Origin of the sequence: Salinarchaeum sp. IM2453 (assembly GCF_019693215.1) — an archaeon.
Classification (GTDB): Archaea; Halobacteriota; Halobacteria; order Halobacteriales; family Salinarchaeaceae; genus IM2453.
Genome location: NZ_CP081183.1, coordinates 1,471,663 through 1,496,153, shown reverse-complemented (window position 1 = coordinate 1,496,153; position 24,491 = coordinate 1,471,663). Strand labels below are relative to the sequence as shown.

Here is a 24,491-nt window from a genome sequence, read left to right as displayed (position 1 = left end):
GTTGTGAATTCGGGTCATGAATCTGGTTTACTGATAACTGTAGATTGGCTCCAAGAAGACAGCAATTCAACGGTTGCCTTCTGAAGGGTTGATGGATCAGTTACTTCACGATCTGTAAGCAACCTACAGAAAGCACGAAGTGAGTCAATACGGGCCCGTAAACGATCTCCCGTAGGATCAGACGATGGAGGCTGGACGAGGATACCCGGCCCATCTGCTGTGTTCTTTCCAGGTATTGCTGAGTCAATTGTCAATGGAACAGGGAAGAATCGGTCAATTTGTGCAGACTGAGTAATGATGTATAGGACCTCGTCAAGTAACCAGTCAATATGGTCGCAAAGCTCACCATACGGGATAAGATCAACAACAAGTTGCGGATCAAAAAATGGATGGTCAAAGAACTGGTACAACTGCTGCTTTGAGAGTAGTTGTTGTCCGCCCCACGAGCAACGATACAAATCAAAGGTATCCGGTGCTACTTCGATAGCGATGAGTACTCGATGTGACATAGATGAGTGATCAAACATGATACTGCTACGCTTCCGATACGCAGTGAGTTGGTCATGTAATCGGATTTAAACTTAAGCGAAGAGGCTTATCCCTCAAGTTCCTAGCACAGACAAGCATGAATATGTTAGTTAACGGAGAATGGCGCACAGATGCATATCAAACTACAGACAAAACGGGATCATTTAATCGACAACAAACAACATTCAGAAATTGGATTGTCGGATCCGACCCAGCAGACAAATCTGATGCAACAATAGACAACCGGTTTGAAGCAGAATCAGGTCGGTATCATCTTTATGTGTCGTATGCCTGTCCATGGGCACATCGAACGTTGGTTGCACGGAAGTTACTCGGTCTTGAAGACACAATTTCGGTGTCAGTGGTTGATCCGTATCGTGGCGAAGATGGTTGGCAATTTACGCCAGAAAAAGAGGGTTGTACAGAAGATCACATCCATGGGGCCGATTATCTGCGAGAGATATATGTTAAAGCAGACCCAGAAGCAACCTGTCGAGTAACTGTTCCAGTACTCTGGGACAAAAAGGAGGAAACCATTGTCAACAACGAGTCAAGAGAAATACTGCGAATGTTAACAACTGCATTTGAACCATACCACACGAGGGATATTGATTTGCTCCCAGATGAACAGAAGGATCGCGTTGACGAAGTTATCACAGAGATCTATGAGCCAATCAATAATGGAGTGTATAAGGCAGGTTTTGCTAGACGACAAAAGCCGTATGACAAGGCTGTAACAAAGCTCTTTGATGAACTTGACCGATGGGATGAACATCTTGGTGACCAACGGTTTTTGGTTGGAGATTCACCAACGGAGGCCGATATCTGTATGTTTACGACACTGATTAGATTTGATCATGTATATCACACGCATTTCATGTGTAACAAACAGTATATACATCAATACGATAGCTTGTGGCCGTATCTAAGAGATGTCTATCAGCTGCCTGGAGTTGCATCAACAGTACAAATGGATCATATAAAAGAACACTACTATACAACGCATCCAGATGTAACTCCACACGGAATCATCGCGCATGGACCGGATATTGATTTTGAAGCGGATCATCAGCGGGACAAGCTTTCAGATTGGGATTTAGCAATTGCTGAACAGTAGTTCAGCACCTGACAAGCTGATATCGAGAGCTACCAAGAAGCATAAGTTAATGGGTCCTCATTAGCAGCGAGCTCCAACCAGTCAATGCGAACAACATGTTGTACTGCCTGTTCGGAGGTAAGATTACGACCAAGCAGTCGAGGAGCACCAGTGACATCAGAGACCGGTATAAGCCCAAGGTAGGCATTCATAGCATCATGAATTGAAACAGGAGCTGTATAATCATCTCCCCCCTCAACAAGAAGATGAGTAGCTGTGTCAGGGATTTCAGCCTCAATGATGAGGTCTGCAACAGAAATAGACCGCCACGTTTCAACAGAAGTACCGGACGAAGCACACTGAATAGTAAACGTTCGCTCGTCAACGGGAAAAGCCTCCATGAGCTTCTGAAGGCTATATTCGACAGGTTGGTTCCCCACGACGGTGACCATATAGGTCAACACACCATCCAAATACAAATGAATTGGCGTCTAGCGGCAATCAATGCGAAATCAAGCATCGAAGTAGATTGCAAACAACAAGCCGATGAGCATAACTCCGAGGATACTGGTTAAAATCCCAAACGCAACACCCCATGAAAACAGATCGACAAATATGCCAGTAACAACACTACCGCTGGCCCCAAGTAGCATGTAGGTGCTACGGAGAAGTCCAAATCCGACGCCCTGTTCGTTGTCAGGGAGGTGATCAAGGAATTTTGGTAGCAATGCAGCCCCCCAGCACATACCGATACCAACAAACACCGTTGCGCTCGCAAGTGCGATGATAGAGTCAACTGAGATTAAGAGTCCATACCCAAGGATACCACAGCAAACGCTACCAGCGGCGGCAAAATTTCGACCAAAGCGGTCTGAGAGCGATCCAACCACCGGTTGACCAATTCCTTGGACAATAAAATACCAAGAGAAGACCACACTGGCGACGATCTCAGAGTATCCGTGATAATTTACAATAAACGCCGGGAAGAATGACGCTGTTGCTTGCCAGACAAACGCGCCACCAACAGCCAAACCGAGAGTGATGGTAATCGGAGTATGTGTAAGTACTCGCGAATATAATTGTAGATCAACTTGATCAGACAAAGATGCATTCGGATTGGATGGTTCAGTTGGACGGACGGTTAGCCAGAAGAATATAGCAACGGGGGCCGCAGTAAGTAATCCAAGCGCAACAGCATAACGCCAACCAAAAATACTTCCAAGTGCTCCTGCAGCAACTGGTGCAATCAGACCGGCAATTGGTGCGCCAGCACTGTGAATGCCAATCGCTGCACCAGTCTGTCGGAATGTCTTTGCAAGTAGGGTTGTCGCAACACTATAATGCAATCCGGCAAATGCACCCAAGAGGAGAACAGCAATAAAGAACATCCAATATGATGGAGAAATTACAATAAGAAAGCTCGTCGCTGCTGTCCCAACAACCGCGATAAGAATGACTATCCGTTCCCCGACCTTGTCCCCGAGAAGACCACTTGGGAACTGTGAAGCAGCGTAGGTAAACCACATAGCAGAGAGTGCGAATCCAATAACGCCGGTGGAAATGTCAAATTCACTGCTAATTTCGGGTACGACCGGGCTGATTGAAAGACGGGCGACCATCGTCGCGAAGAATGCTAAAGTACATGCGACGAGGACTGTTCGCTTGTACGACCACAACTGCACAAAAAAAGACGGGTCGCGAGAAAGGAAAATTGCTACGAAAAGAGACTGTAATTAACTACGGAATAAACCAAATGCCCTGTCGATCAATGAATCCACCAACAACGACGTGGGGGAGAGCAATAATGCTCACAAAGATGGTGTAGAACACAACACCTCCGGCAAGTAACGCAGTTGTGTCACTGGCATAGTCCGCTGCCGCGACTTCCATGATAGGCTCCGGAGCGAAGTACCAGAGGGCAGCAAGAAGCAGCCCAGTAAACACACCGCCAACGATAAACATACTCCAGTTCAGAAGAGATGCTACATGCTCACTACGATATTCTTCTGACATCCATGCACCCTCCTCAACTGGTCGTTCATCATCAACAGCGGCCGATCGAGCAACTTGACGGGCAGAGTACCAGAGTGGGAAGTACAGTCCGACAGCTAAGACAACAGGTACAACCGAGAAGTAAACGACTAAAAGGATCGTTTCGATTGCATCTGCTAACCATGTTCTGGTTCCAGGATCACGCGCATACCCTAGGCCGATGTGTGCAATTACGCCGAGAAGAATTGCAGCTGGGACAGCGTAATTGTACGTGATCGGATGAAATGCCCATGTCGCTGCTGCAAGGGCACCTGGGTCGAAGACATCAACCATGTATGCGGTGTACTGTTCAAACGTTTCAGTGAATGCGACATATGGCACAAGCATCACAGCACCGCCACGGACGCCTGCGCCAAGCCATCGCTGGAAGCGTGACTGAATATGATCAGTACCAGTCACTGCATCAAGGACGGCGAGGCCACCAAAGCCTCCCTTAACACAAGCAACTGCGATCATTAACGCGACACCAATAACAGCATTCCAAAGCAACAGCCCGATAAATCCAGCAACCATCGCGACAAAAACAACCGCGTATATTGCTTGGAATCTAGCCGACCTGGTGCGAAGGTTCTGCAGATTTTCAAACCCTCCGTGCGGGAGATTAATTGCAACAAGCCCGATCAGATACGCCAGTAACTGGATGGACATCGGGATCGAAATGCCCGCAAGCCGAAGGCCCCCGACGAGCACAGTTACCACTGCGAAAGAGATCCAAGCGGGCAAGAGCAACTGCCACTCCCGCGGGACGGAAAATAGGGATTGACTATCTGCGTAACCAAACTTGCTACTCATAATTTTGTCCCTATATGAGAATGATACAACGCATCCTATATAGGACATTCGGTAAGTATATGGACAGGATACTGGTTGAATCAATGTTCATGTATGGTTTAAAGGTGAATAAATGAACAGATGTGTACGCATTGTCCAAATAAGTTTAACGATATCATAATGTAGAGGTAAACAGCATGATAAAAGTGTTGTAACCGGAGGACCTTCATATAGGGGGTTATTAGATAATTATATGAGTGGATTACGCGTGGAACTTGAGATTGGATCTCCAAAGGGATGTCCAATCGCTGAAACAACGGCTAATGCAGGCGAATCGGTAACAGAAATCACGTGGACACACAGTGGAGATGACGTTACAGAGCAGTTTACAACTCGTTCAAAAGAAAATACGATCCCAGATATCGTTGATCCAGTGTTTGAATACAACCACGACGGCGTGTATGAATTTAATCGGGAGACAGAGGGATGTCCCTGTAGCACAATTGAAGAACAAGGATACCCGATTTCTGACGCACGATCAGAGAACGGAAATCTCTATGTTACGCTACACCTTGCAGATAGATCAGCGTTGAGTTCACTACTGAAGGGACTAAAGCAGCAGTACGATGATGTCTCCATTCAAACAATTTCACAAGCTGACGCAGATGACCAACATGGAGGCGAGTTTGTCCCGATTAACCGCGGTGAATTAACACAGCGGCAACGCGAAGTGATTGAAACGGCGTATGAAATGGGATATTTCAAGTATCCACGACAAGCAAACGCTACGGAGGTTGCCGAAGAACTGGACATATGTCCATCGACATTAGCGGAACATATGGCAGCAGCACAATCGAAGATATACGGCGATCTGTTTGGGATATCTGAAATAAGAGCAGAATGAGCGCCACCACCAGGGCTCGAACCTGGGACAACCACGTTAACAGCGTGGTGCTCTACCAGCTGAGCTATGGCGGCTTTTCGCATCAAAACATAGGGTGATTACTTTGATTAGGCTTTCGTTTTTCGGTGAGACGTCTGCTGGTTCTTCACAATGAGAACCGATATCCTTTCACCACCGCCGATAAAACTATAACGCAATGACTGAGGATGTTGCGGCTGTTCTTGATCAGGCTCGAGAGATTGTTGATCCAGAGCCAGAGGAGTGGGAGGCTCTTGAGGAAGGTGCTGAAGAACTGATACAGCGGGCACAGGCTGCAGTGTCTAATCTTCAGGTTGATGCGGAGGTAATTCGAGTCGGATCAACTGCACGAGGTACGTGGTTGTCCGGTGATCGGGATATTGATCTATTCATTAAGTTTTCTCCGGAACTGGATAGAAGTGAGCTTGCACAGTACGGATTACAAGTTGGCCATGAAGTTCTCCCATCAGGACAAGAGAAATATGCCGAACACCCATATGTGACAGGGCAGTGGAGTGGGTTTGATGTTGATATTGTCCCCTGTTATGCAGTCGACTCAGCTAAAGATATCCAGTCTGCAGTAGACCGAACTCCATTCCACAACGAGTATGTTAAGGAGAATATAAACCCGACGCTAGCATCCGAAGTGCGGTTACTCAAAGGATTCTGTGCTGGACAGGAACTATATGGGAGCAATCTTCGTACCAGAGGATTCAGTGGATACATATTAGAACTGCTAATTTTAGAATATAGGACAGCTGAAAAATTACTTTCAGCTGCAGCAGAGTGGAAACCACAGGTTCATATTGATCCTGTAGGGCATGCACAAGAGACATTTGATGATCCACTTGTTGTTATAGATCCAACAGACCCAGAACGAAATGTTGCGGCCGTCCTGTCAGAGAACAATTTTGCCCGATTCCAGCATTATGCGCGCGAATTCCTTCGAAGCCCGGAGATCGGATTCTTCGAATCATCAGCAAAACAGTCAATCAGTAAGACGGAGCTAAATGAGGAACTTGCCAATCGAGACACAACGTTGCTCGCGCTTGTATTTGAGACGCCGGACCTTATTGAGGACGATCTGTACCCGCAGTTACGAACATCCAAGCAGGGAATTACTGAAGGCCTCACCCGAAATGGATTTGACGTGCTTCGGTCAGATATTGCAGTTAGTGAGGATCAGACGCTGATTCTTGTTGAAGTCGATGTCGAAAAGCGCGCCGCAATTCAGCGACATGATGGCCCTCCGGTCCATATCAAGGAACATGCGGAGGACTTCTATAATAAATACCGGGACGATGGCACGGTTTATGGACCGTTCATTGAAGACGGACGATACGTAATCGAAAGACAGCGATCAATCCAGACGGCAAAAGAGTGGTGCGATTCACAGCAGTTGCTCAACGTTCATCATGGAACAAGAATCAAAGACATACTGGAGCAGAACTATGAAATTAAAATAAATAACGAGATACAGTCACTGCTTCCAGAGTTCGAGGCGGCACTGGCGGAGTATTTTTCGCCGTCCCCATAACAGTTGTTGCAAATACGGTTTTCTTTATTCAGTAGTGATCCACACCAAGGAGTTCCCGACTTGGCGGCTTTCAGCACATCCCCTTTCTTCAAGGGATTTGAGGCGCGTGTATGCCGTTCGCCGGGTGCAACCAACCTCATCAGCGATCTCGGACGTACCAGCCATTCCATCTAGAGATCTAATTGCGTTCAGAAAATCGGAATCTGTGTAACTAGCTGTGTACTTGCCAGATTTCTCATCACGTTCTTTTCCCGGCACATCATCTTCCTTGGTGATCATCGCCTATGTAAGTGATGGGTTTCTATCCACTTAACCATTTCCTTTATAGGTGATGGAAAGGCTTTTACCATTACAAAGTATAGGAGATGGTGAGGAAGTCCGCCCCCTCGGGGTGTGGCCTGATATAGGAAACACCCGCCTGCTGGAACAGGCGGGCCGGGCTTCTGGGCAGCAGAAACCCATGAAGAAATCAGACCGCGACGGACTTGAACGCTCCGTCACGAGAGAGGAATCGAACGGCTCAACCACGACGCAAGCACTCACTGATGGGGGATTTTCGCGGCGCAAGTTCCTCGGTGCTGCTGCGGCACTTGCGGGACTCACTGGGGCAGCGAACGGTGCTGCAGCAACCCAGCTCGAACCAGACATCTCACGAGGGATGGATTGCGTCCGTGCGGATTGTGGGAGTGTCACCACTCCTAGCCCTGTTGCTGAGATGTTCGCCATTCCCGAGGAGGGTGGAGTTCGGATCGAGGGCTACAGAGCCGAAGATACCGACGAGCATAGCGTCCAAATGGACATCTACACCGGCAGTAGCGAGCCACGACTCTCGCTGAAACAGATTCTCTCACCAGAAGATGCTCGAGACAATGCGCGCCGGCTCAACGCAGCAGCGGACGTGGCAGCTGGTGAAACGGAGGAACAGCAATAGCGGGTGAATGATGACAGTAGAAAATATCAACTGCGACGTGTTCGTGCGAATCCAGACGGACCTGCTGGTCATCGGCGATTCGATCATGACGGACAGACACCATGCCTCGAATGGAAACTACGAGGACAACGACCCGCAGAATCAGATTGGCGGCATCATCCCGGCCTTCAGCCTCTCCGGGTGGCTCCGTCACGGGATGGAAAAGGTCGTCCAGGAACGCGGCGGGACTGCCTGTCACCCTGGAGAGGCCAACGCGAACTTCCGCAAGGACGGCGTCTACAACCGTGACCTTGACGCTGGCTACCACGAGAAGGGCGCGTGTCTCGACGATGATGACGACAACGGCTGCGTGATTCTGGACCTCTTCGGTGGGTTCGGGAACCGGCCCGGGAAGGTGATGCGTCGCCCGATCCAGTTCTCGCCTGTCCGCTCCAGCGTGGACTACACGCGCGGACAGGCGGAAGGTCACTACCGGCGAATCAACCGAAACGTCGTCTCCCGGAATGAGGAAGACAACCGAGAACCACTCAGAAACGCCGAACTGGACGCCGTCGGCAACCTCGACGGCTGCTGGCACCTCTCCTTTCGGGAGACCAAGCCCGAGTTCGTCGCGCTGCTCGCCGAAGCTATCGACTTCCTCGATGCCCACAAGACCGACTTCATGCACCAACTCGGTGGTGCCCGGAACTTCGGTGGTGGTATCGTGGACTGCGACCTCGTGAATCCGCTCTACGAGGAACACGAACTCCGCCGTGTGTTCGACCGAGGCAAAGACGACACACAGAAGATGGACGAGAAGGACGACCAGTGGGAAGCGGAGTACCTACCGGAGTTCCAGACTGCGCTCGCCGAGCGTGTGGAGGATGTATGAGTGACGTGATGCTCACCGCCTTCCGGCACGATGCCCACAAGTTCACCGGCGAGAGTCACGAGGACGCCCGCGACGAGTTCGCTGGCGTTCTAGTGAACCAGTCGGTACCCGAGGGTGCAGACGGCGATGCAGCTGCACTCTCTCGACCACAACAGACGCAAGAGCAGACGATCCCGACGCACGATGATCACTACCGACTCTCGCTACTGACCGGCGAGACAGCCTACGATCCTGGCGAGTTCTCACGGGCGACCATCGAGAGCGAGGTGGCGGATTTGATCGGCATCGAGGACGCACAGGCGACACACGAACAGTGGCTCACGAGCGACGTGGCCGCCGCATTCAACGAATCGGTGTATCATCCGTACACGAGTCTAAAGTACCACACACTGCTCGTGGCGGCGCTGCTGGACAACTACAACCGAGGCAACGACTTCGAGGAGTTGCGGTTGATCGTCGATCCGGCGGGTGAGGCTGTCCCGTTCCGGACTGTCTTCGACGGCGACCGCTTCACGCTTCGGATCGACATCGAGGCCGGCGATCGTCCATCAGCACGCCTCGGGAGTCGCCCGTGGCGGTCGTGGGCGTCGGCCTGGAACCGACTCACTGCACACCCACTGGACACTGATAGCGACAAGTACGACATGACCCTCGATGCGAACCTGCGGCGGATTCAGTCTTGGAGTAACGCCCTTCAGTACATCGAGGATTTTACCGAGTGGAGGCCAGACAGATGACGCAGATTCAGCAAGTCCTGTGGGAACTGCGGATGGACTACATCGGCCACCCGTACTACGTGTCGGGGAACGCTATCCTGCACGCCCTCGGCCAGCATCTGGAGCCAGAGACACACGCAGCAGTGTCCGCTAGTCACGGTGTGTTCGTGCCGGGACAGTTCGGGACGTTCCCCGAAGAACACTCGCAGAGTGGTATCCGACCGTACCTCGGAAGTGGGCTGCCTGATGTGGAGAGTTACGATGATCTGTTCCTCCAGCGGGAGGCAATGCATCCGTGGCTGCTGGATACCCGCGCTCGTGACGCACTGAATACGCACGATCTCCGTATCCACGGCGGCCACCCGACGATCGCTCACGAGACGATCATGGGCCGCCGGGAGGATCAACGGAAGCAACAACAGACGACGAAGTGGTACGTTCACGCCTACCTACACACCGATGACCCGGCGATTCTCCCGCTCGGCGAGGGTGTGCTTGATGGACTCCAGTTCGGCGGCAAGCGCAACTACGGCTACGGCGAGGTCCATCTGAAGGACACGCAGATGGTGGACCTCGACGAACTGGAGTACTCGCGGCTTGACGGTGCGGACACGTACCTGATCGAACTCGTAACACCATTCGTGCTGAAATCGGAGTATCCAGAAGCCAACGATCAGCCCGTTCCGTGGTGGTGGGCCGAGAACCGCGATGATCTCCGGTTCCGCGAAGAGAAGATCCTCGAACAGCGTGAGGTGTTCCGACTGGAGACGGTGGACCACAGACAGGTCGTGAAGTACCTCGGTGATCGTCCAATCGAGACTGCGAAGAACGGCCTCACTCGGGTCGGCTCACACTCCCGATATGGCTTCGGTGAATTGCGAGTGAAACCGCTTCACAACCAGTGTCAAGAAATGGATAGAAACGGGTAGATTGACCAATGCACAGATCCTCAAATACCGCTGAATTTGCCGAGATTATTCCAGCGGGAATTCTGAATAAAGAAATCGTATTTGCAACAACTGATAAAGCGGGATGAGAATACGAGCTGGGGATTTGCTACGAGGACTTTTTCAGAGTTCAGATAGAAAGGTTAGGTATGGTACTTGATCCGGTTCATATGGAGGGGATTACAAAGCACGCTCGCCGGATCAAATCAGAGGTAGATGAAAGCGAGCATCGAAACATCGCCGGTACGGTATGGAATGACTTTCTAAATCCGTTGTATAACCAAGAGGGAGAAAAAATTCTATCTCCGCTGGAAGGACAGTACCTACGGGAGGTTAAAATTGAGGAGGCTGCGCTACAAGAGACGATCTTTGAGCGTAGCTATGGACTGGATTCAGGAACAATCAATCCAACATCATTTAAGAACGGAATTGTGCTTGATGTTGCACAAGCAGCAATGGCGGCCGTTCCAACAGAACTTGATTTGCATCGAAAACGTACGATAACAACGACAGTTCATTCAACTACTCCTGTGGGTATTAGTGAGAAAACAGAGAAGCTCGATGAGGGAAACACGCAAAACATCTTGTTACCAGCACCTTCAGTAGAGCGGTTTGAGGAAAGCGTTGTACACGATATCGCACTGCATCTCTCTGAAAGCAAGCATGCATTGTCACACATCAATCAGATAGATGGATTACTTGTTCTCGATGGTCCGATCTATCCAAAAGGTATTCTAAACTGGGCAGACCATCCGGAACTCCGTGAGCTACTGTACGATGAAGGAGATACACGAGATGTAAAAGGGAATCCACGTGATATAATCAAGAACTACATCGGGCTTGTCAATCATTTTGTGTCCAACGAGATTCCATTGCTGGGGTTTGTAAAAAATCCATCAACGCAGGCATTGACAAGGACATTGGAGAGACAAGAGAGTACGCCCCAAACGCCCTGGGTAAACGATACAGCATTTTTCAAGAAAATATTGGAGAAAGTAGGTTATGAGTACAACAGAGATGAAAATGGCGATGTGCAGAGAAAGCGAGTCAGAGATGAGGAACATCTTACATATACGAACTGGTTCCGATCCAGAGGCGGTGCAGACAGGTATGTGTCCGCGGACGCGTCATTGTTCGATCTTGAACGGACGCTTGACCCAGAGGACTATGAAGTAACGTTCTTTGTGTTGTACGAGCCAAGAAGCGACCTTCTATATCGGATTGAATCGCCATATGGTATTACAAAGGACCCGGAGCGACGAGAGCAACTGACCAAATGGATTCTTAAAGAAGTCGCAACACAACAAGGGCCGCCGGAGGCAGTTGCTAAGGCTGATGAACTCGCCAGAATCAGCAAAGACGAGACAGCTGCCTTGCAGTCAGAGTTTGAAATTAAGTTCAACACAGAGCAGCACAAGGACTATGACAGCCACCGGTGGAACGAGCTGTACTAGATATTCGGTGTCGACTCCGCTTCTTGTGGATCGCGAGTTGAGATGTCAACGTCTGAACGATCCACCCCGACACGCGCAAATTGGGTACGGAGGTGCTCTTCGGCAGCCGTAATTGCTGCCTCCTCTGTTTCAAATCCTTTTGGCTGTGGTGGGTCAAATGCAACTTGAATGGATTCACCAGCGATTTGTTGTGTCTGACCGCCACTACTGACCTGATAAAATGAGTCACAGACCCATACATACGGGCTTCCAGTATCTGGGGATCCAGGGTATTGTGGGGGAGATTCACCTGGTTCAAAGATGGTACCTGTCAATGTGGTATCATCGACAGTACCTTGAACAAGTATCATACATATAATAGGAGCCCACCACACAAGAACACGTCGGCATCGGTGCAAGCAAGTTTTGATGAGCGACGTACAAGAGATAAACATGAGTAGTGAAGAGGGCTGGTACGTAGGGTCCAATCCAGACAAGATTACCATAGCAGTACAGGGAATTCTGGCAGGGTCCGCCTCGGAGCCAGCAGAATGGCCGGAGAAAGCCATAGAGGAAACAGAAGTAACATCCAAATCAGAATATTATGAATGGCTGCAGAAGGCTACGATTGAAGCAGCAAGAAAAACAATCAAAGAACAAGAGCAATCGAGTGATCAACAACTGATTCATGCAGTTCGAGCGATGGACGACTGCTTGTCACAAGGAAATGAAATTATAGAGCGAGTATCAGAATGGGCTGGAAGTCTGTATGAGGAAACAGGAACCAGTGAGGAGTACTTACGAACAGTAGCGAAACGAGAACCAGAAAATGAAACAGAGACACAGGTAATCAGTTTAGCAAACAGAGGAGTTGACTTACTTGATCAAGCAGATCAACTACAGGATTATATCAACCAGCAAGCACCAACAGTTGCACCGAATTTATCAGCACTGTCAGACCCAGTGCTTGCAGCAAGGCTGATTGCGCTGGCTGGGGGCCTTGAAGATTTGGCAAAGATGCCATCAAGTACTGTGCAGGTTCTCGGGGCAGAGGATGCTCTGTTCGCGCATCTTCGTGGTAACGCTCCATCTCCAAAGCATGGAGTTATATTTACACATGAGTATGTGAGAGAGACTCCACAGCAGGAGCGAGGATCAGCAGCACGCGCGTTTGCCGGAAAGTTATCGATTGCAGCGCGAGTTGACCACTATTCCGGAGAATATCGACCAGAATTAGAAGCTGAGTTACTGGATCGAATTCAGACAATTCAGAATCGGGGTGATCACTGATGACACTACCAGAAGGCGTTCAGTACCGTGATTTTGGAGGCGAAATGGCATTATCAACACAAGGATCGGCTGTATATGGTGAACCAGTTATCGATGGATGGAGACAGTGGAATCCACATAGATCAAAGCTTGGAGCAATGTTTGAGAAAGGAGTTGATACGGGGATAGCAGGCGATGATACTGTGCTATATCTGGGCGCAGCTAATGGAACAACGGTAAGCCATGTTGCTGATTTCGCTGGACCGGTGTACGCTATCGAGTTTTCCCCACGGCCAGCGAAGGATCTTGTAGATGTCGCAGAAACGCGATCAAACGTCTTTCCATTGCTTAAAGATGCACGAAAGCCGGACACATACTCTCATATTGTTGAGGCAAACCTCGATACAATCATACAGGATGTCGCAACCCGCGGGCAGGCACAGGTTGCTAATGAAAATCGGAAATTCCTCAAAAACAACGGACAACTAATCCTTGCTGTTAAGGCCCGAAGTGAGGATGTGACCGGTGATCCAGAGACAGTATTTGCATCTGTTAAGCGAGAATTAGAAGAAGAATACGAAATTTTGTCAACACAGCGACTTGAGCCGTATCATAGCGATCATTTAGCGGTCATTGCAACGCCAAAATAAGGTGGAGCAAAAGCACAATGAGGAGGTTTTTCACTACAGGAGCACCTACAGAGCAGTCATGACTGACCCGGGACAGCAGTCACTTGGGGACTTTGACACTAATGGTTCTTCAGCGTCTGACACGGATCAAATCAAAGCCGAGGCAAAGGCGGTCGCAGATGAGGATAATGTTGAACAGGTAATTGATCCGGAGCGCTATTCACTACCAGCAGCAGATGGGACAATTGCCATATCGATCACGCAGGTAGATTATACAATCGAAGGAACGGGAGAAAATGAACGGCCAATCATTCACGTATTTGGACGAACGGGTGACGGGACAGCCGAGCACATTCAAATACGCGGATTTCAGCCATACTTTTACGCTCCAGCGGATAGCGTTGACAAGTCAGATCTGTTGAACTACGATGCAATCGTAGACTGGGAAGAAACTGATGAAGATGAGGAGCCTTATCAGAGCATTCGTGAGAACGAGCTCGTGCGTATTTATACGCGAACCCCACGTGATGTCGGCAGAATTCGAGATGACTTTGAACACTATGAAGCAGATATACTATTTCCAGATCGTTTTCTTATTGATAAGGGACTCAACGATGGAATTGCTGTTCCTAAACGGCGAGACGACGATAGTACAATCATAGTTCACCACAGTGAAGTAGCAGCAACGACAGTCAACGTTGATCCCCGGGTTTGCTTTTTAGATATAGAGGTAGATGATCGGCACGGATTCCCTGAGGACGGTGAAGAACCGATTATATGTTTGACAACTCATGATTCATACGATGATGAATACATTGGGTGGCTGTACAAGCCAGACACAGAAATAGAAGAAGTTGGAAACACACTCTCTGACTATCAACCACTACAGGACGACACGGAAATCAAGATCAAGTCGTATGAGACGGAAGAGGAGATGCTTGATGAAGTTATTCAATATATTGAGCAAAAAGATGTGGATATACTGAGTGGCTGGAACTTTACTGATTTTGACGCACCGTATCTGCTTGACAGACTGGAAGAATTGAACGACAGAACCAACTATGATTTAGATATTGATCGACTATCTCGGGTAAATGAAGTCTGGCGTTCGGATTGGGGCGGTCCAGATGTCAAAGGACGCGTTGTATTTGATCTTCTGTATGCATACCAGCGAACGAAGTTTACTGAGCTCGATTCTTACCGGCTAGATGACGTTGGTGAACGTGAGCTGGGCGTCGGTAAAGAACGGTACCAAGGAGACCTTGGGGACCTTTGGGAAGAAAATCCGGAGCGACTGCTGGAATATAATCTTCGTGACGTTGAGCTCTGTGTAGAATTAAATCGAACCCAAGATATCATCCCATTCTGGAATGAAGTCAAGTCCTTCGTTGGCTGTCGGTTGGAAGACGCGACAACGCCGGGTGACGCCGTTGATATTTACGTTCTACAGAAGGTACACGGGGATTTTGCACTACCGTCAAAAGGACAACATAGCGGAGAAGACTACGAGGGGGGAGCAGTATTTGATCCGATTACTGGAGTTAGAGAAAATGTTAGTGTGCTGGACTTAAAATCGCTGTACCCGATGTGCATGGTAACAATTAACGCATCGCCAGAAACAAAGGTGAATCCTGAGGAATATGGCGAGGATACATACATCGCACCAAATGATACTCATTTCAGAAAAGAACCTGACGGGATCATCCGAGAGATGGTCGACGAACTGTTGAACGAACGAGAGGCAAAAAAAGAACAACGAAACGAATTCGACCCTGAGACAGAGGACTACGAGCGGTTTGACCGACAGCAGGCAGCTGTAAAGGTGATTATGAACTGCTTCACGCCAGATACGGAGGTACTAACTCCAAATGGTATACAAAATATTCGTGATCTTAAGGTAGGAGAAGAGGTATACTCACTTGATCCAGATACAAAAACACTGGAAACAAAGCCCGTCATTAAGACGCATGCATATCCAGAATATCGCGGAAAATTACTTGATATCCAGACGGACACAATTGATTTCCGGGTGACGTCAAATCACCGAATGCTTATACAGGAGCCGAACGCAGAGACTGCAAATCCAGATATAACATTTACAAAAGCAGGGAATCTCGATGACCAGCAGGTATACGAGATACCAACAGATTGGCAGATTGAACATGAAGATCAGCTTCCTGACCAGATTCAAGATACAGATCTATCACAGTTGAATAACGGTATCAAAAAAGAGGTTACAGACGGAGGAGTCGTTACTACATCATATCCACAGGAAGCCGCAACTGGTCAAATTACTACAAATGACTGGTTGAATGTATTGGCTCAATATCTCATTTATGGGAGAACAAAGACAAATGAAGATAAGAAGGATCACATAGTCATTGAGATGTCGTCGCCTGCATCTCTCACTGGGTCGGTGCAAGCGGTGACTGCTGAGTATAAAATCGAAGAAGGAGAGATACACATTACGGACCCCAGAGTCAGTCGGAATATCAGAAGTCACTGTCACAGAGAGAATGAAAGGCGAATCCCAGAGTATGTATACAGCGGATCAGAGACACAAAAACAACAATTTATTGATACAATATTCACTACGGAAAAAGACCAAACAGAGCAACGTGTAACCATCGAAAGCAAACAACTCCGAGATGACATACTACGGCTATGTGCACATGTTGGGGATGTCGTTTCATATGATTCAGCCGACAATCACTGGATAGTCAGACGACATACAGATTGTGAAGCAACATTTGATGCAGATTCTGATGTAACAGAGAGTACAGCAGATAACGGGGTTTATTGTGTTACTGTTGAGGACAACCACACACTGTTAGCAGGTCGAAACGGTCAATTCCAACCGATAGGGCAGTCACTGTATGGTGTACTGGGTTGGGACCGTTTCCGCCTGTATGACAAAGAGATGGGTGCTGCGGTGACGGCAACTGGACGAGAGGTGATCAACCATACTGAAGCGGTTGCCAATGAAGAAGGGTATGAAGTTGTGTATGGAGATAGTGTCACCGAGGACCGCCCAGTTGTCGTTCGGGATCCAGATCAACGTGTGCGTATCATCCAGATCGGTCAGCTGTACGACATCGCAACACAGACTTCAGAAAGAAAAGCAGTCCTGTCAGCAGATGGAGGTAAGACAAAGCATGCTGGAAAAGAACGATCGACACTTGACGGCTGGGAGGCACTGTCACTAACAACTGATGGAGCTGCAGAGTGGCAACCGATTCAACGGGTCATCAAGCATGAGACCGATAAGCCGATTGTCGAGTTAAGAGATGAATATGGAGGTTCGGTCACGACACCTGACCACTCGTATATCGTTGAAGACAGAGATAAATACACACAGACTGCTCCAAGTGATGTTGATGCTCCCGTCCGAATTCCGTCACCAGGCGGTGACAACAGTCAAGCAGAGGTTGATGTGAAAAGATTACTCAAAGACAAAGACGATCAAATAGGGAATTCTGGAAACGAGATAGGTGACAGAAATCCACAGGATAAGAAGATACTAAAGACGATCAACTGGGACACAGAAGCAGGTTCAGCGCTGTCGCGTGTGTCAGCACTGTATATCAGATGTGGTTCAGTTGCTAATACGACGACAGTAACGTTTGAAGACGTGCCAACAGAGGTACGGTCACAACTACACCAAGACTGTGAGCTGCTCTTTGGAAAACAGAACACGCAGAAGGTCGAGAACGATATTGTTATCGACGACAGAGATGCCAAAATACTATGTGCGAAACTATTTGAAGATGAGACAGAAAAACAAGTACCGTCGTTCATACTTAACGCACCAGTAAAACAGCAAAAACGATTTCTTAAGCTAGTAACAGATACAGCAAACAAGGCTACAGAATCGAAGTCGTCACTTACGGGACGAGTGTTTGAGACTACAAGTCAAGTCTGCGCAGCCGGAGTATCATACCTACTCATTGCTAACAATATTGATCACACGTACGATCAAGATACTGAATCCGACCGTTACCGGATTGTCATCGGAAGGTCACGAATAAAGGAAGCAACACCGACGCTAGAAACGCGAGAAACGACAGAGCTAACAGAAGTGTATGATCTGGAGGTGAAGAAAAATAATAATTTCGTCGATGGTGTCGGAGGGATTGTACTGCACAACACAGATAGTGTGATGCTAGAGCTTGGTGAGAACGTAGAGAAAGAAAAAGCAATTGAGAGATCGTTTGATATTGAAAAGCACATCAACAAGTCATACGATATATTTGCAAAAGAGGAGCTTAACGCACACGCACATCGGTTCCAAATAGAGTTTGAAAAGCTATATCGGCGCTTCTTCCAAGCAGGCAAAAAGAAACGGTATGCCGGACATATCATTTGGAAAGAAGGAAAGGATGTTGATGATATCGATATCACCGGCTTCGAGTACCAGCGGTCAGACATCGCATCAATCACAAAAGAAGTTCAGCTCGAAGTCATTGATATGATTGTTAAAGGCGAAGATATTGACGAAGTAAAGTCATACGTACACTCGGTAATCGATGACTTCCAAGGAGGAAAGGTCGATCCTGAAGAAATTGCAATTCCAGGTGGTATCGGAAAGCGGTTAGATAGCTACGATACAGATACGGCACAAGTGCGAGGAGCTCGGTACGCAAACGAGTTACTCGGAACGAACTTTGGACGAGGGAGCAAGCCAAAACGAATATACTTAGAGGGCGTTCACGCTGAGTTCTTCCAGCGAATGGAACAAGAACATGGTTTTGATCCACAAGAAAATGAGATATACAGAGAATTCAAGCAGAATCCAGATGTAATCTGCTTTGAGTATGCTGATCAACTTCCCGAAGAGTTCGAAATTGACTGGGAAAAAATGCTGGACAAAACCTTAAAAGGGCCAATTGAACGTATTCTTGAAGCACTTGAGATATCATGGCAGGAAGTCAAGAGTGGCCAAGAGCAGACAGGGCTTGGACAGTTTATGTGAGTTGATGGCTTAGCATAAAATTTCTGACCGCCCAACCGGTGAGTCATGAGTTCGATAAAGCAACTAAATCTCCTCAGTGCTGATATTTTAGTGTGCGGAAGATCAAGGTATTAAATAAACATATGCGAGACAATGGCAGACCGATCACTAAGCTATAAACGGCAATAGTCTGTTAGTATAAAGATTTTATAAAGAATATATAATTATATCCCATCTAAATCGCATATATTTTTTATCGATCACGAAAACGATTTTTCAACAACGAAGATAGATTTTTAGATAATACGAAAGTCATATGTGGGGTAAGTCCTATTTACCAACAACAGCATGGCACAACTTGAGATATCAAATCTTCACGCTAACGTTGCAGAAGAAAACGAGAAGATCCTACGAGGGGTTGACCTGACAGTCAGCTCAGGAGAGATTCACGCGCTTATGGGGCCAAATGGAAGTGGAAAATCCACACTAGCAAAGGTAATTGCTGGCCATCCAGGTTATGAAGTGACAGAAGGATCAATTGAACTACATCTTGAGGGTGATGAGTTTGAGGGGATTCCAGAAGACAAGCGTGACTGGAACCTACTCGAACTTGAGCCAAACGAACGAGCTGCCCTTGGTATCTTCCTTGGATTTCAGTATCCAGTTGAAATTGAAGGAGTTACGATGATGAATTTCCTTCGAACCGCGTTGAATGCAAAATTAGAAGAGCGAGAAGAGCTCTTCGAGGACGAAGAAGCTGAGGAAGAAGCATCAGCAGAGGAAGAAAAAGAGGAAGATGCAGGATATGACACCTCCCCAATGGAAGGGCCAGCAGACGAAGGTGAGGTCAGCGTTACAGAATTCCAGCAGCTGCTCGAAGAAAAAATGGAGCAACTAGACATGGATGAGTCGTTTGCTCGACGGTATCTCAATGCCGGGTTCTCTGGTGGTGAGAAGAAGCAAAATGAAGTACTCCAAGCGGCCATCCTCAATCCGGAAATTGCGGTACTAGATGAAATCGACTCTGGACTTGACATTGATCGACTCCAGGATGTCGCTAACGGAATTAACGCACTTCGAGACGAACAGAACACAGGAATCTTACAGATTACCCACTACCAGCGAATTCTTGACTATGTTGAGCCGGATCACGTGCATGTGATCCTTGATGGAGAAGTTGCAATGAGTGGTGACTCCAGTCTGGCAAAAGAACTTGAGGACAAGGGTTACGACTGGGTTCGCGAGCAAGTTTACAACACTGCATAATATTAGAGGAAAACTATGAGTTCAGAAGAACATCTACAAGAGACAGACACGGAGAAACGATTTGAGTTCAAAAAACAAGAGCGCTCAGCAGTCAAATCAGAAAAGGGACTGACTGAGGATATCGTGCGGATGATCAGCGAGGATAAGGATGAGCCAGAGTGGATGCTTGAGCGACGGCTTAAGGCGTTCCGCCAATATGAGGCAATGCCAATGCCGCAGGGATGGCCGGCGATGCCCGATTTGTCGGAGCTTGATGTCGAAGAGATTGTGCCGTATATCCGTCCTGATGTCGACGAGCGGGCAGGAGCAGACGACTGGGATGAACTGCCAGATGATATTCAGGATACGTTTGATAAACTGGGTATTCCAGAAGCTGAAAAGAAGGCACTCTCCGGGGTAGGAGCACAGTACGAGTCGGAGATTGTCTATCAAAATATGAAAGAGGAGTGGGAAGAGAAAGGCGTCATCTTTTGTAACATGGACGAAGCGGTACAGGAGCATGAAGAGATTGTCAAAGAGTATTTCATGACAAAGTGTGTTCCTCCATCAGATAACAAATTTGCTGCACTTCACGGTGCAGTGTGGTCTGGTGGGTCATTCGTGTATGTTCCGGAAGGAGTTACGGTGGAAATGCCAGTTCAGGCATACTTCCGGATGAACTCGGAAGGGATGGGACAATTCGAACACACACTGATTGTCGCAGAAGAAGGTGCAGAAGTACACTACATCGAAGGCTGTTCTGCTCCAAAGTATGGGGCACATAATCTCCACGCTGGTGGAGTCGAGGTGTTTGTAAAAGAGAATGCCCACGTGCAGTATTCAACTGTACAGAACTGGTCTAAGAACACCTTCAATCTCAACACAAAGCGAGCACTCGTTGAAGAAAACGGCCGGATGGAATGGATCTCTGGGTCCATGGGATCAAAGGCAACGATGCTATACCCATCCTCGGTACTTCAGGGCCGAGGCGCAAGCGATAATCACATTACAATCGCATTTGCAGGAGAAGGCCAGGACATCGACACCGGAGCAAAGGTATATCATAATGCTCCAAAGACAAAGTCAACGATCGAGTCAAAATCAATCAGTAAGGACGGAGGACGGACCAATTACCGAGGCCTTGTACACATCAGTGAAGGAGCAGAGAACTCCTCAACAGCAGTAGAGTGTGATGCACTGATGTTTGACAACGAATCAACCTCGGACACCATGCCGTATATGGAAATTAACGAGTCATCAGTTGATGTAGCTCACGAAGCAACGGTCGGAAAGATTGGTGATGAAGACGTGTTCTACCTACAGTCACGAGGGTTAGACGATGACGATGCAAAGCAGATGATTGTCTCAGGATTTATTGAGCCGATCACTGAAGAGCTTCCAATTGAGTATGCCGTTGAACTGAACCGTCTCGTTGAGCTTGAAATGGAGGGATCACTAGGATAATGTCTGTACAGCGACCATCGACGCTGTCGGAAACGACAGTTCGGGAGCTTTCAGAGGCTCGCGATGAGCCAGACTGGCTATTAGAAATGCGGCTTAATGGATTAAGTGCCCTTGATGAGGCCGACTTACCGGATGTTATTGAAACTCCAGGACGTCGGTGGACAAACCTTTCTGAGCTGGACTTTGAGAAGTTTATCGATGCCCAGTCACAGTCAGAAGAAACAGTTCGGGAAGGACCAGAAGGAGTGGAAGTCAAGTCATTCCAAAATGCCCTAGAAGAACACGAAGAGCTTCTCAAGGAACACCTCGGGAGTGTTATTGATCCGGCTGAGAATTACTTTACTGCTCTGTCAGCTGCATTGTTCACGACGGGAACATTCGTATACGTTCCAGAAGGAACGACGGCAGATGAAATAACGATCAGAGGAGAAATGGAGTCTCCTTCGCTGTTTAGTCAGACGCTGGTTGTTGCGGAAGAATCAGCATCAGCAACGATTCTTGAGAGTATCACAGCTGCGGGCGATTCCGACAGTCAATACTTTAGTAATATCGTTGAAGTTGTCGGAAAGCAGAACAGCTATGTTCAGTACGGATCATTGCAGACACTGCCAGAAGACACGTATAATTACACACTAAAACGAGGAACTGTTCAGCGCGATGCAATGGTCAACTGGATTGAAGCTAATATTGGCTCCCGTCTGACGCGGTCAGATGTGGAAACAAAGCTCGTCGGAGACGGAAGCGAGACAAAGATCGTTGGAACCTTCTTCGGCCGCGAGGATCAGCATCTTGATGTTAATGCTCGTGTCTGGCATGAAGCTGCACACACAACTGCCGATTTGGTCACACGCGGAGTGTTAGATGACAAAGCGAGATCAGTGTATGAAGGTGTCCAAGATGTCGGAAGAGACGCATGGGACACAAGTTCATATCAGCGTGAAAATACGCTGATGCTTTCAGATGATGCAGAGGCAGATGCATCTCCTAAGCTCATCATTCACAATCACGATACAGAGGCCAGTCACTCTGCCACAGTTGGGCAAGTAGACGAAGAAGAATTACTATATCTAACATCACGTGGAATCGAAAAACAGCAAGCAATTGATATGCTAGTTGAAGGCTTCTTTGTGCCAGTGCTCGAAGAGATTGATATTGACGAATTTAGGGCCGACATCGAATCAGAGATAATGGCACGTCTCCACTCCTGAATTCTCTCACTATTTTGGACCGGCTATATTAAGTTCTGGGCCTATTACTGTATACGTATGAGTTTACAGCAGCGTGTCTCGTCGGATCACCAACTCGCGCGGCTATTGCAGATCGGGGCCGTGCTTGAGGAGGTAATCGAGGCACGAACACGACGACACCTAGACACAATGGAGGTGACTGACGAGGTTCACACCTTACTTGAAGAGAGTGCAGGAGAATCAACAGAGCACCGCCAACGTGTAGAAGAGCTCATTGACGAACTTGATACAGAAACAGTTCCATATGAGTCAATCGAAAAGTTAGTTGATGAACAGTATGCAAACACGCAGCCAGAGGATTTTGACGGCGTATTATATGATCAACTCTGTAACGAAGAAACCGCATACAAGTTCTATGACGATTTAATAGAGGCAATCGAGCAAAGTGAGGCAGAATTTTCAATTGATCGAGATCGAGTTTTGTCGGTGCTTAGAGATATCCGGGCGGAGGAAGAAGCGGGCGTTGAAGATGTTCTTTCAGTGATGGAGCAACAATCATGAATACAACTAACCAGTATCTAAAGGCAATCTATCTCGCACAGGAACTTGATGACGGAGCCGCGTCAACCGGGACATTGGCCGATCTACTTGAGGTTAGCCCAGCAAGCGCAACAGAAATGATCGGTAAACTCGAATCAGAGGGGTTAGTTAGACATGAAAAATACAAGGGCGCACAATTAACGGAGGAAGGGGAAGAACGGGCACAAACGGCTCTTGAAACATACTGTATTATTCAACGATTTCTACGAAACGTACTCGAAGTTGAAGACTACAAAGGAGAGGCCAGGGCACTGGAAAGCGTTATAGATGAAACGGTTGCTGATCGACTTGACACAATTATCAATCGTCCTGATGAGTGCCCAGACTGTTTCGATGCACAATACGATGCGTGTGAGTGCCTCAAGGTGAATTGAAACGATAAAGCACTTGTATTACCCCGTACCTACATGGTAGTGCAGCCCCGTGGTGTAGTGGCCAATCATAGGGGCCTTTGGAGCCCCTGACAGCGGTTCGAATCCGCTCGGGGCTATGTTGGTTCTTTAGATTTTATCGAATCCACATAGCTTCTAACGTGAAACTCAAATGATGAATGGTACGTAAGCCTAAAGAGTCAAACAGCCGTTATTAACAGTAGCTATGAACAACAGTTTAGTCATTGTCGAGGTGGTTCCGTGGGCGTCGAAATAAAGGAGGATCGGGTCTCAGAAGAGGAATTTAACGCGATGCAGGATTTCGTCTATGAATATTTACTTGCAAGTGTAGAGCGTGAAATGGATGGCGGGCGAATGCGTTGGTACCCTTGGCACTCAGCAGAATATCGATATAATCATATTCTTAATGTCGTTGAGCTTTCCGAAGAGATTGCCAGAAAAGAAGGAGCCGATGTCGATATTACCCGAGTTTCCGCAATATTCCACGATGTGGCAAAGTTAGAAGCCGACCAAGAAACCCATCCAGAAGAAGGTGCTAGAGTGACACGAGAGTACTTAAATTCTCAGGGAGACTACCCAGAGTCGTTTATTGATTCTGTCTGTCGATCAGTTCGACGGCATTCGTATCAGGGAGATTTGTCGGACCTATCACTTGAGACTCGATCACTGGTCGAAGCAGATCTGCTTGATAAAATTGGTACTAATGGGGTCACGCTCATGATGCTCCGAATGGGATATGAGTCACGAGTCCATGTAGATGCCGCTGAAATGGTTGATCGCGTAATCGATCGCGGTGTAGACGTGATCGACCGGATCGAGAGCGACACAGCGAGGAGTATCGCACACCAGCGAATGAAGCGAGTTCGATGGATTAGAGAGTGGTTAACGGATGAAGTAGCAGTAATCGATCCAATGGAGACAGCGAAATCAGAAGATCAGTGATACTACTG

General features: G+C 48.0%; 23 protein-coding genes and 2 tRNA genes. 18 read left to right on the top strand and 7 right to left on the bottom strand.

Going from position 1 to position 24,491, the window contains the following annotated elements:
- Positions 1-14 precede the first annotated feature (14 nt).
- Positions 15-509 (bottom strand): hypothetical protein, encoded by a 495-nt coding sequence (locus K0C01_RS07145; RefSeq protein ID WP_221169035.1) that lies wholly within the window; start codon positions 507-509, stop codon positions 15-17.
- Positions 510-625: 116 nt separating this feature from the next.
- Here K0C01_RS07145 and K0C01_RS07140 point away from each other — a divergent pair, with 116 nt between their 5' ends.
- Positions 626-1,645, top strand: coding sequence for a glutathione S-transferase family protein (locus K0C01_RS07140; protein WP_221169034.1), 1,020 nt, complete (start codon positions 626-628; stop codon positions 1,643-1,645).
- 29 nt (positions 1,646-1,674) lie between these two features.
- On the opposite strand, the gene K0C01_RS07135 is transcribed toward K0C01_RS07140, so the two are convergent.
- The 3 genes from K0C01_RS07135 to K0C01_RS07125 are packed head-to-tail and all read right to left on the bottom strand — an operon-like array spanning position 1,675 to position 4,468.
- The gene (locus tag K0C01_RS07135; RefSeq protein WP_221169033.1) at positions 1,675-2,076 is read right to left on the bottom strand and encodes a molybdopterin-dependent oxidoreductase; all 402 of its coding nucleotides are present in this window, start codon (positions 2,074-2,076) and stop codon (positions 1,675-1,677) included.
- A gap of 60 nt (positions 2,077-2,136) precedes the next feature.
- Positions 2,137-3,306: an MFS transporter gene (locus K0C01_RS07130; protein ID WP_221169032.1), complete on the bottom strand. Its 1,170-nt coding sequence runs from the start codon at positions 3,304-3,306 to the stop codon at positions 2,137-2,139.
- 55 nt (positions 3,307-3,361) lie between these two features.
- On the bottom strand, positions 3,362-4,468 hold the full coding sequence (locus K0C01_RS07125) for a Brp/Blh family beta-carotene 15,15'-dioxygenase (protein WP_221169031.1): 1,107 nt from the start codon (positions 4,466-4,468) through the stop codon (positions 3,362-3,364).
- A gap of 232 nt (positions 4,469-4,700) precedes the next feature.
- Here K0C01_RS07125 and K0C01_RS07120 point away from each other — a divergent pair, with 232 nt between their 5' ends.
- Positions 4,701-5,351, top strand: coding sequence for a helix-turn-helix domain-containing protein (locus K0C01_RS07120; protein ID WP_221169030.1), 651 nt, complete (start codon positions 4,701-4,703; stop codon positions 5,349-5,351).
- A 1-nt stretch (position 5,352) separates the two neighbouring features.
- On the opposite strand, the gene K0C01_RS07115 is transcribed toward K0C01_RS07120, so the two are convergent.
- Positions 5,353-5,425, bottom strand: a tRNA-Asn gene (locus tag K0C01_RS07115).
- Between the two features lie 122 nt (positions 5,426-5,547).
- Between K0C01_RS07115 and cca the strand changes: the two genes are divergently transcribed.
- A complete protein-coding gene (gene cca / locus K0C01_RS07110; RefSeq protein WP_221169029.1) occupies positions 5,548-6,906 on the top strand; it encodes a CCA tRNA nucleotidyltransferase in 1,359 nt (452 codons plus the stop codon).
- Positions 6,907-6,930: 24 nt separating this feature from the next.
- Here the strand turns inward: cca and K0C01_RS07105 are convergent, their stop codons facing one another.
- On the bottom strand, positions 6,931-7,185 hold the full coding sequence (locus K0C01_RS07105) for an HTH domain-containing protein (protein ID WP_255568233.1): 255 nt from the start codon (positions 7,183-7,185) through the stop codon (positions 6,931-6,933).
- Between the two features lie 181 nt (positions 7,186-7,366).
- Between K0C01_RS07105 and K0C01_RS07100 the strand changes: the two genes are divergently transcribed.
- The 5 genes from K0C01_RS07100 to K0C01_RS07080 all read left to right on the top strand — a co-directional run bounded on the left by K0C01_RS07100 (position 7,367) and on the right by K0C01_RS07080 (position 11,825).
- The gene (locus K0C01_RS07100; RefSeq protein ID WP_221169028.1) at positions 7,367-7,837 is read left to right on the top strand and encodes a hypothetical protein; all 471 of its coding nucleotides are present in this window, start codon (positions 7,367-7,369) and stop codon (positions 7,835-7,837) included.
- A gap of 10 nt (positions 7,838-7,847) precedes the next feature.
- Positions 7,848-8,708: a hypothetical protein gene (locus tag K0C01_RS07095; RefSeq protein WP_259372355.1), complete on the top strand. Its 861-nt coding sequence runs from the start codon at positions 7,848-7,850 to the stop codon at positions 8,706-8,708.
- Positions 8,705-9,445, top strand: a complete 741-nt coding sequence (locus K0C01_RS07090; RefSeq protein WP_221169026.1) for a DUF8168 family protein — start codon at positions 8,705-8,707, stop codon at positions 9,443-9,445. The genes K0C01_RS07095 and K0C01_RS07090 overlap by 4 nt, the downstream gene beginning before the upstream one ends.
- A complete protein-coding gene (locus tag K0C01_RS07085; RefSeq protein ID WP_221169025.1) occupies positions 9,442-10,353 on the top strand; it encodes a hypothetical protein in 912 nt (303 codons plus the stop codon). Before K0C01_RS07090 ends, K0C01_RS07085 begins: the two co-directional genes overlap by 4 nt.
- Positions 10,354-10,520: 167 nt before the next feature.
- Positions 10,521-11,825, top strand: a complete 1,305-nt coding sequence (locus tag K0C01_RS07080; RefSeq protein WP_221169024.1) for a DNA double-strand break repair nuclease NurA — start codon at positions 10,521-10,523, stop codon at positions 11,823-11,825.
- Here the strand turns inward: K0C01_RS07080 and K0C01_RS07075 are convergent.
- The gene (locus K0C01_RS07075; protein WP_221169023.1) at positions 11,822-12,175 is read right to left on the bottom strand and encodes a DUF7113 family protein; all 354 of its coding nucleotides are present in this window, start codon (positions 12,173-12,175) and stop codon (positions 11,822-11,824) included. The two genes, K0C01_RS07080 and K0C01_RS07075, sit on opposite strands and share 4 nt — an antisense overlap.
- An 82-nt stretch (positions 12,176-12,257) precedes the next feature.
- Between K0C01_RS07075 and K0C01_RS07070 the strand changes: the two genes are divergently transcribed.
- From K0C01_RS07070 to K0C01_RS07025, 10 genes are all read left to right on the top strand, one after another.
- Positions 12,258-13,094, top strand: coding sequence for an NOP5/NOP56 family protein (locus K0C01_RS07070; protein ID WP_221169022.1), 837 nt, complete (start codon positions 12,258-12,260; stop codon positions 13,092-13,094).
- On the top strand, positions 13,094-13,723 hold the full coding sequence (locus tag K0C01_RS07065) for a fibrillarin-like rRNA/tRNA 2'-O-methyltransferase (RefSeq protein ID WP_221169021.1): 630 nt from the start codon (positions 13,094-13,096) through the stop codon (positions 13,721-13,723). The genes K0C01_RS07070 and K0C01_RS07065 overlap by 1 nt, the downstream gene beginning before the upstream one ends.
- Before the next feature lie 58 nt (positions 13,724-13,781).
- The gene (locus tag K0C01_RS07060) at positions 13,782-18,674 is read left to right on the top strand and encodes a DNA polymerase domain-containing protein (protein ID WP_221169020.1); all 4,893 of its coding nucleotides are present in this window, start codon (positions 13,782-13,784) and stop codon (positions 18,672-18,674) included.
- Between the two features lie 327 nt (positions 18,675-19,001).
- A complete protein-coding gene (locus tag K0C01_RS07055; protein WP_221169019.1) occupies positions 19,002-19,919 on the top strand; it encodes an ABC transporter ATP-binding protein in 918 nt (305 codons plus the stop codon).
- A gap of 15 nt (positions 19,920-19,934) precedes the next feature.
- Positions 19,935-21,362: a Fe-S cluster assembly protein SufB gene (sufB, locus tag K0C01_RS07050; RefSeq protein ID WP_221169018.1), complete on the top strand. Its 1,428-nt coding sequence runs from the start codon at positions 19,935-19,937 to the stop codon at positions 21,360-21,362.
- Complete coding sequence (sufD, locus tag K0C01_RS07045) at positions 21,362-22,570, top strand: Fe-S cluster assembly protein SufD (protein ID WP_221169017.1); 1,209 nt, start codon at positions 21,362-21,364, stop codon at positions 22,568-22,570. Before sufB ends, sufD begins: the two co-directional genes overlap by 1 nt.
- A gap of 57 nt (positions 22,571-22,627) precedes the next feature.
- Positions 22,628-23,110 (top strand): ferritin-like domain-containing protein, encoded by a 483-nt coding sequence (locus K0C01_RS07040; protein WP_221169016.1) that lies wholly within the window; start codon positions 22,628-22,630, stop codon positions 23,108-23,110.
- Positions 23,107-23,523, top strand: a complete 417-nt coding sequence (locus K0C01_RS07035) for a metal-dependent transcriptional regulator (RefSeq protein WP_221169015.1) — start codon at positions 23,107-23,109, stop codon at positions 23,521-23,523. The genes K0C01_RS07040 and K0C01_RS07035 overlap by 4 nt, the downstream gene beginning before the upstream one ends.
- A gap of 43 nt (positions 23,524-23,566) precedes the next feature.
- Positions 23,567-23,639, top strand: a tRNA-Gln gene (locus K0C01_RS07030).
- 142 nt (positions 23,640-23,781) lie between these two features.
- The gene (locus K0C01_RS07025) at positions 23,782-24,483 is read left to right on the top strand and encodes an HD domain-containing protein (protein ID WP_221169014.1); all 702 of its coding nucleotides are present in this window, start codon (positions 23,782-23,784) and stop codon (positions 24,481-24,483) included.
- Positions 24,484-24,491 lie beyond the last annotated feature (8 nt).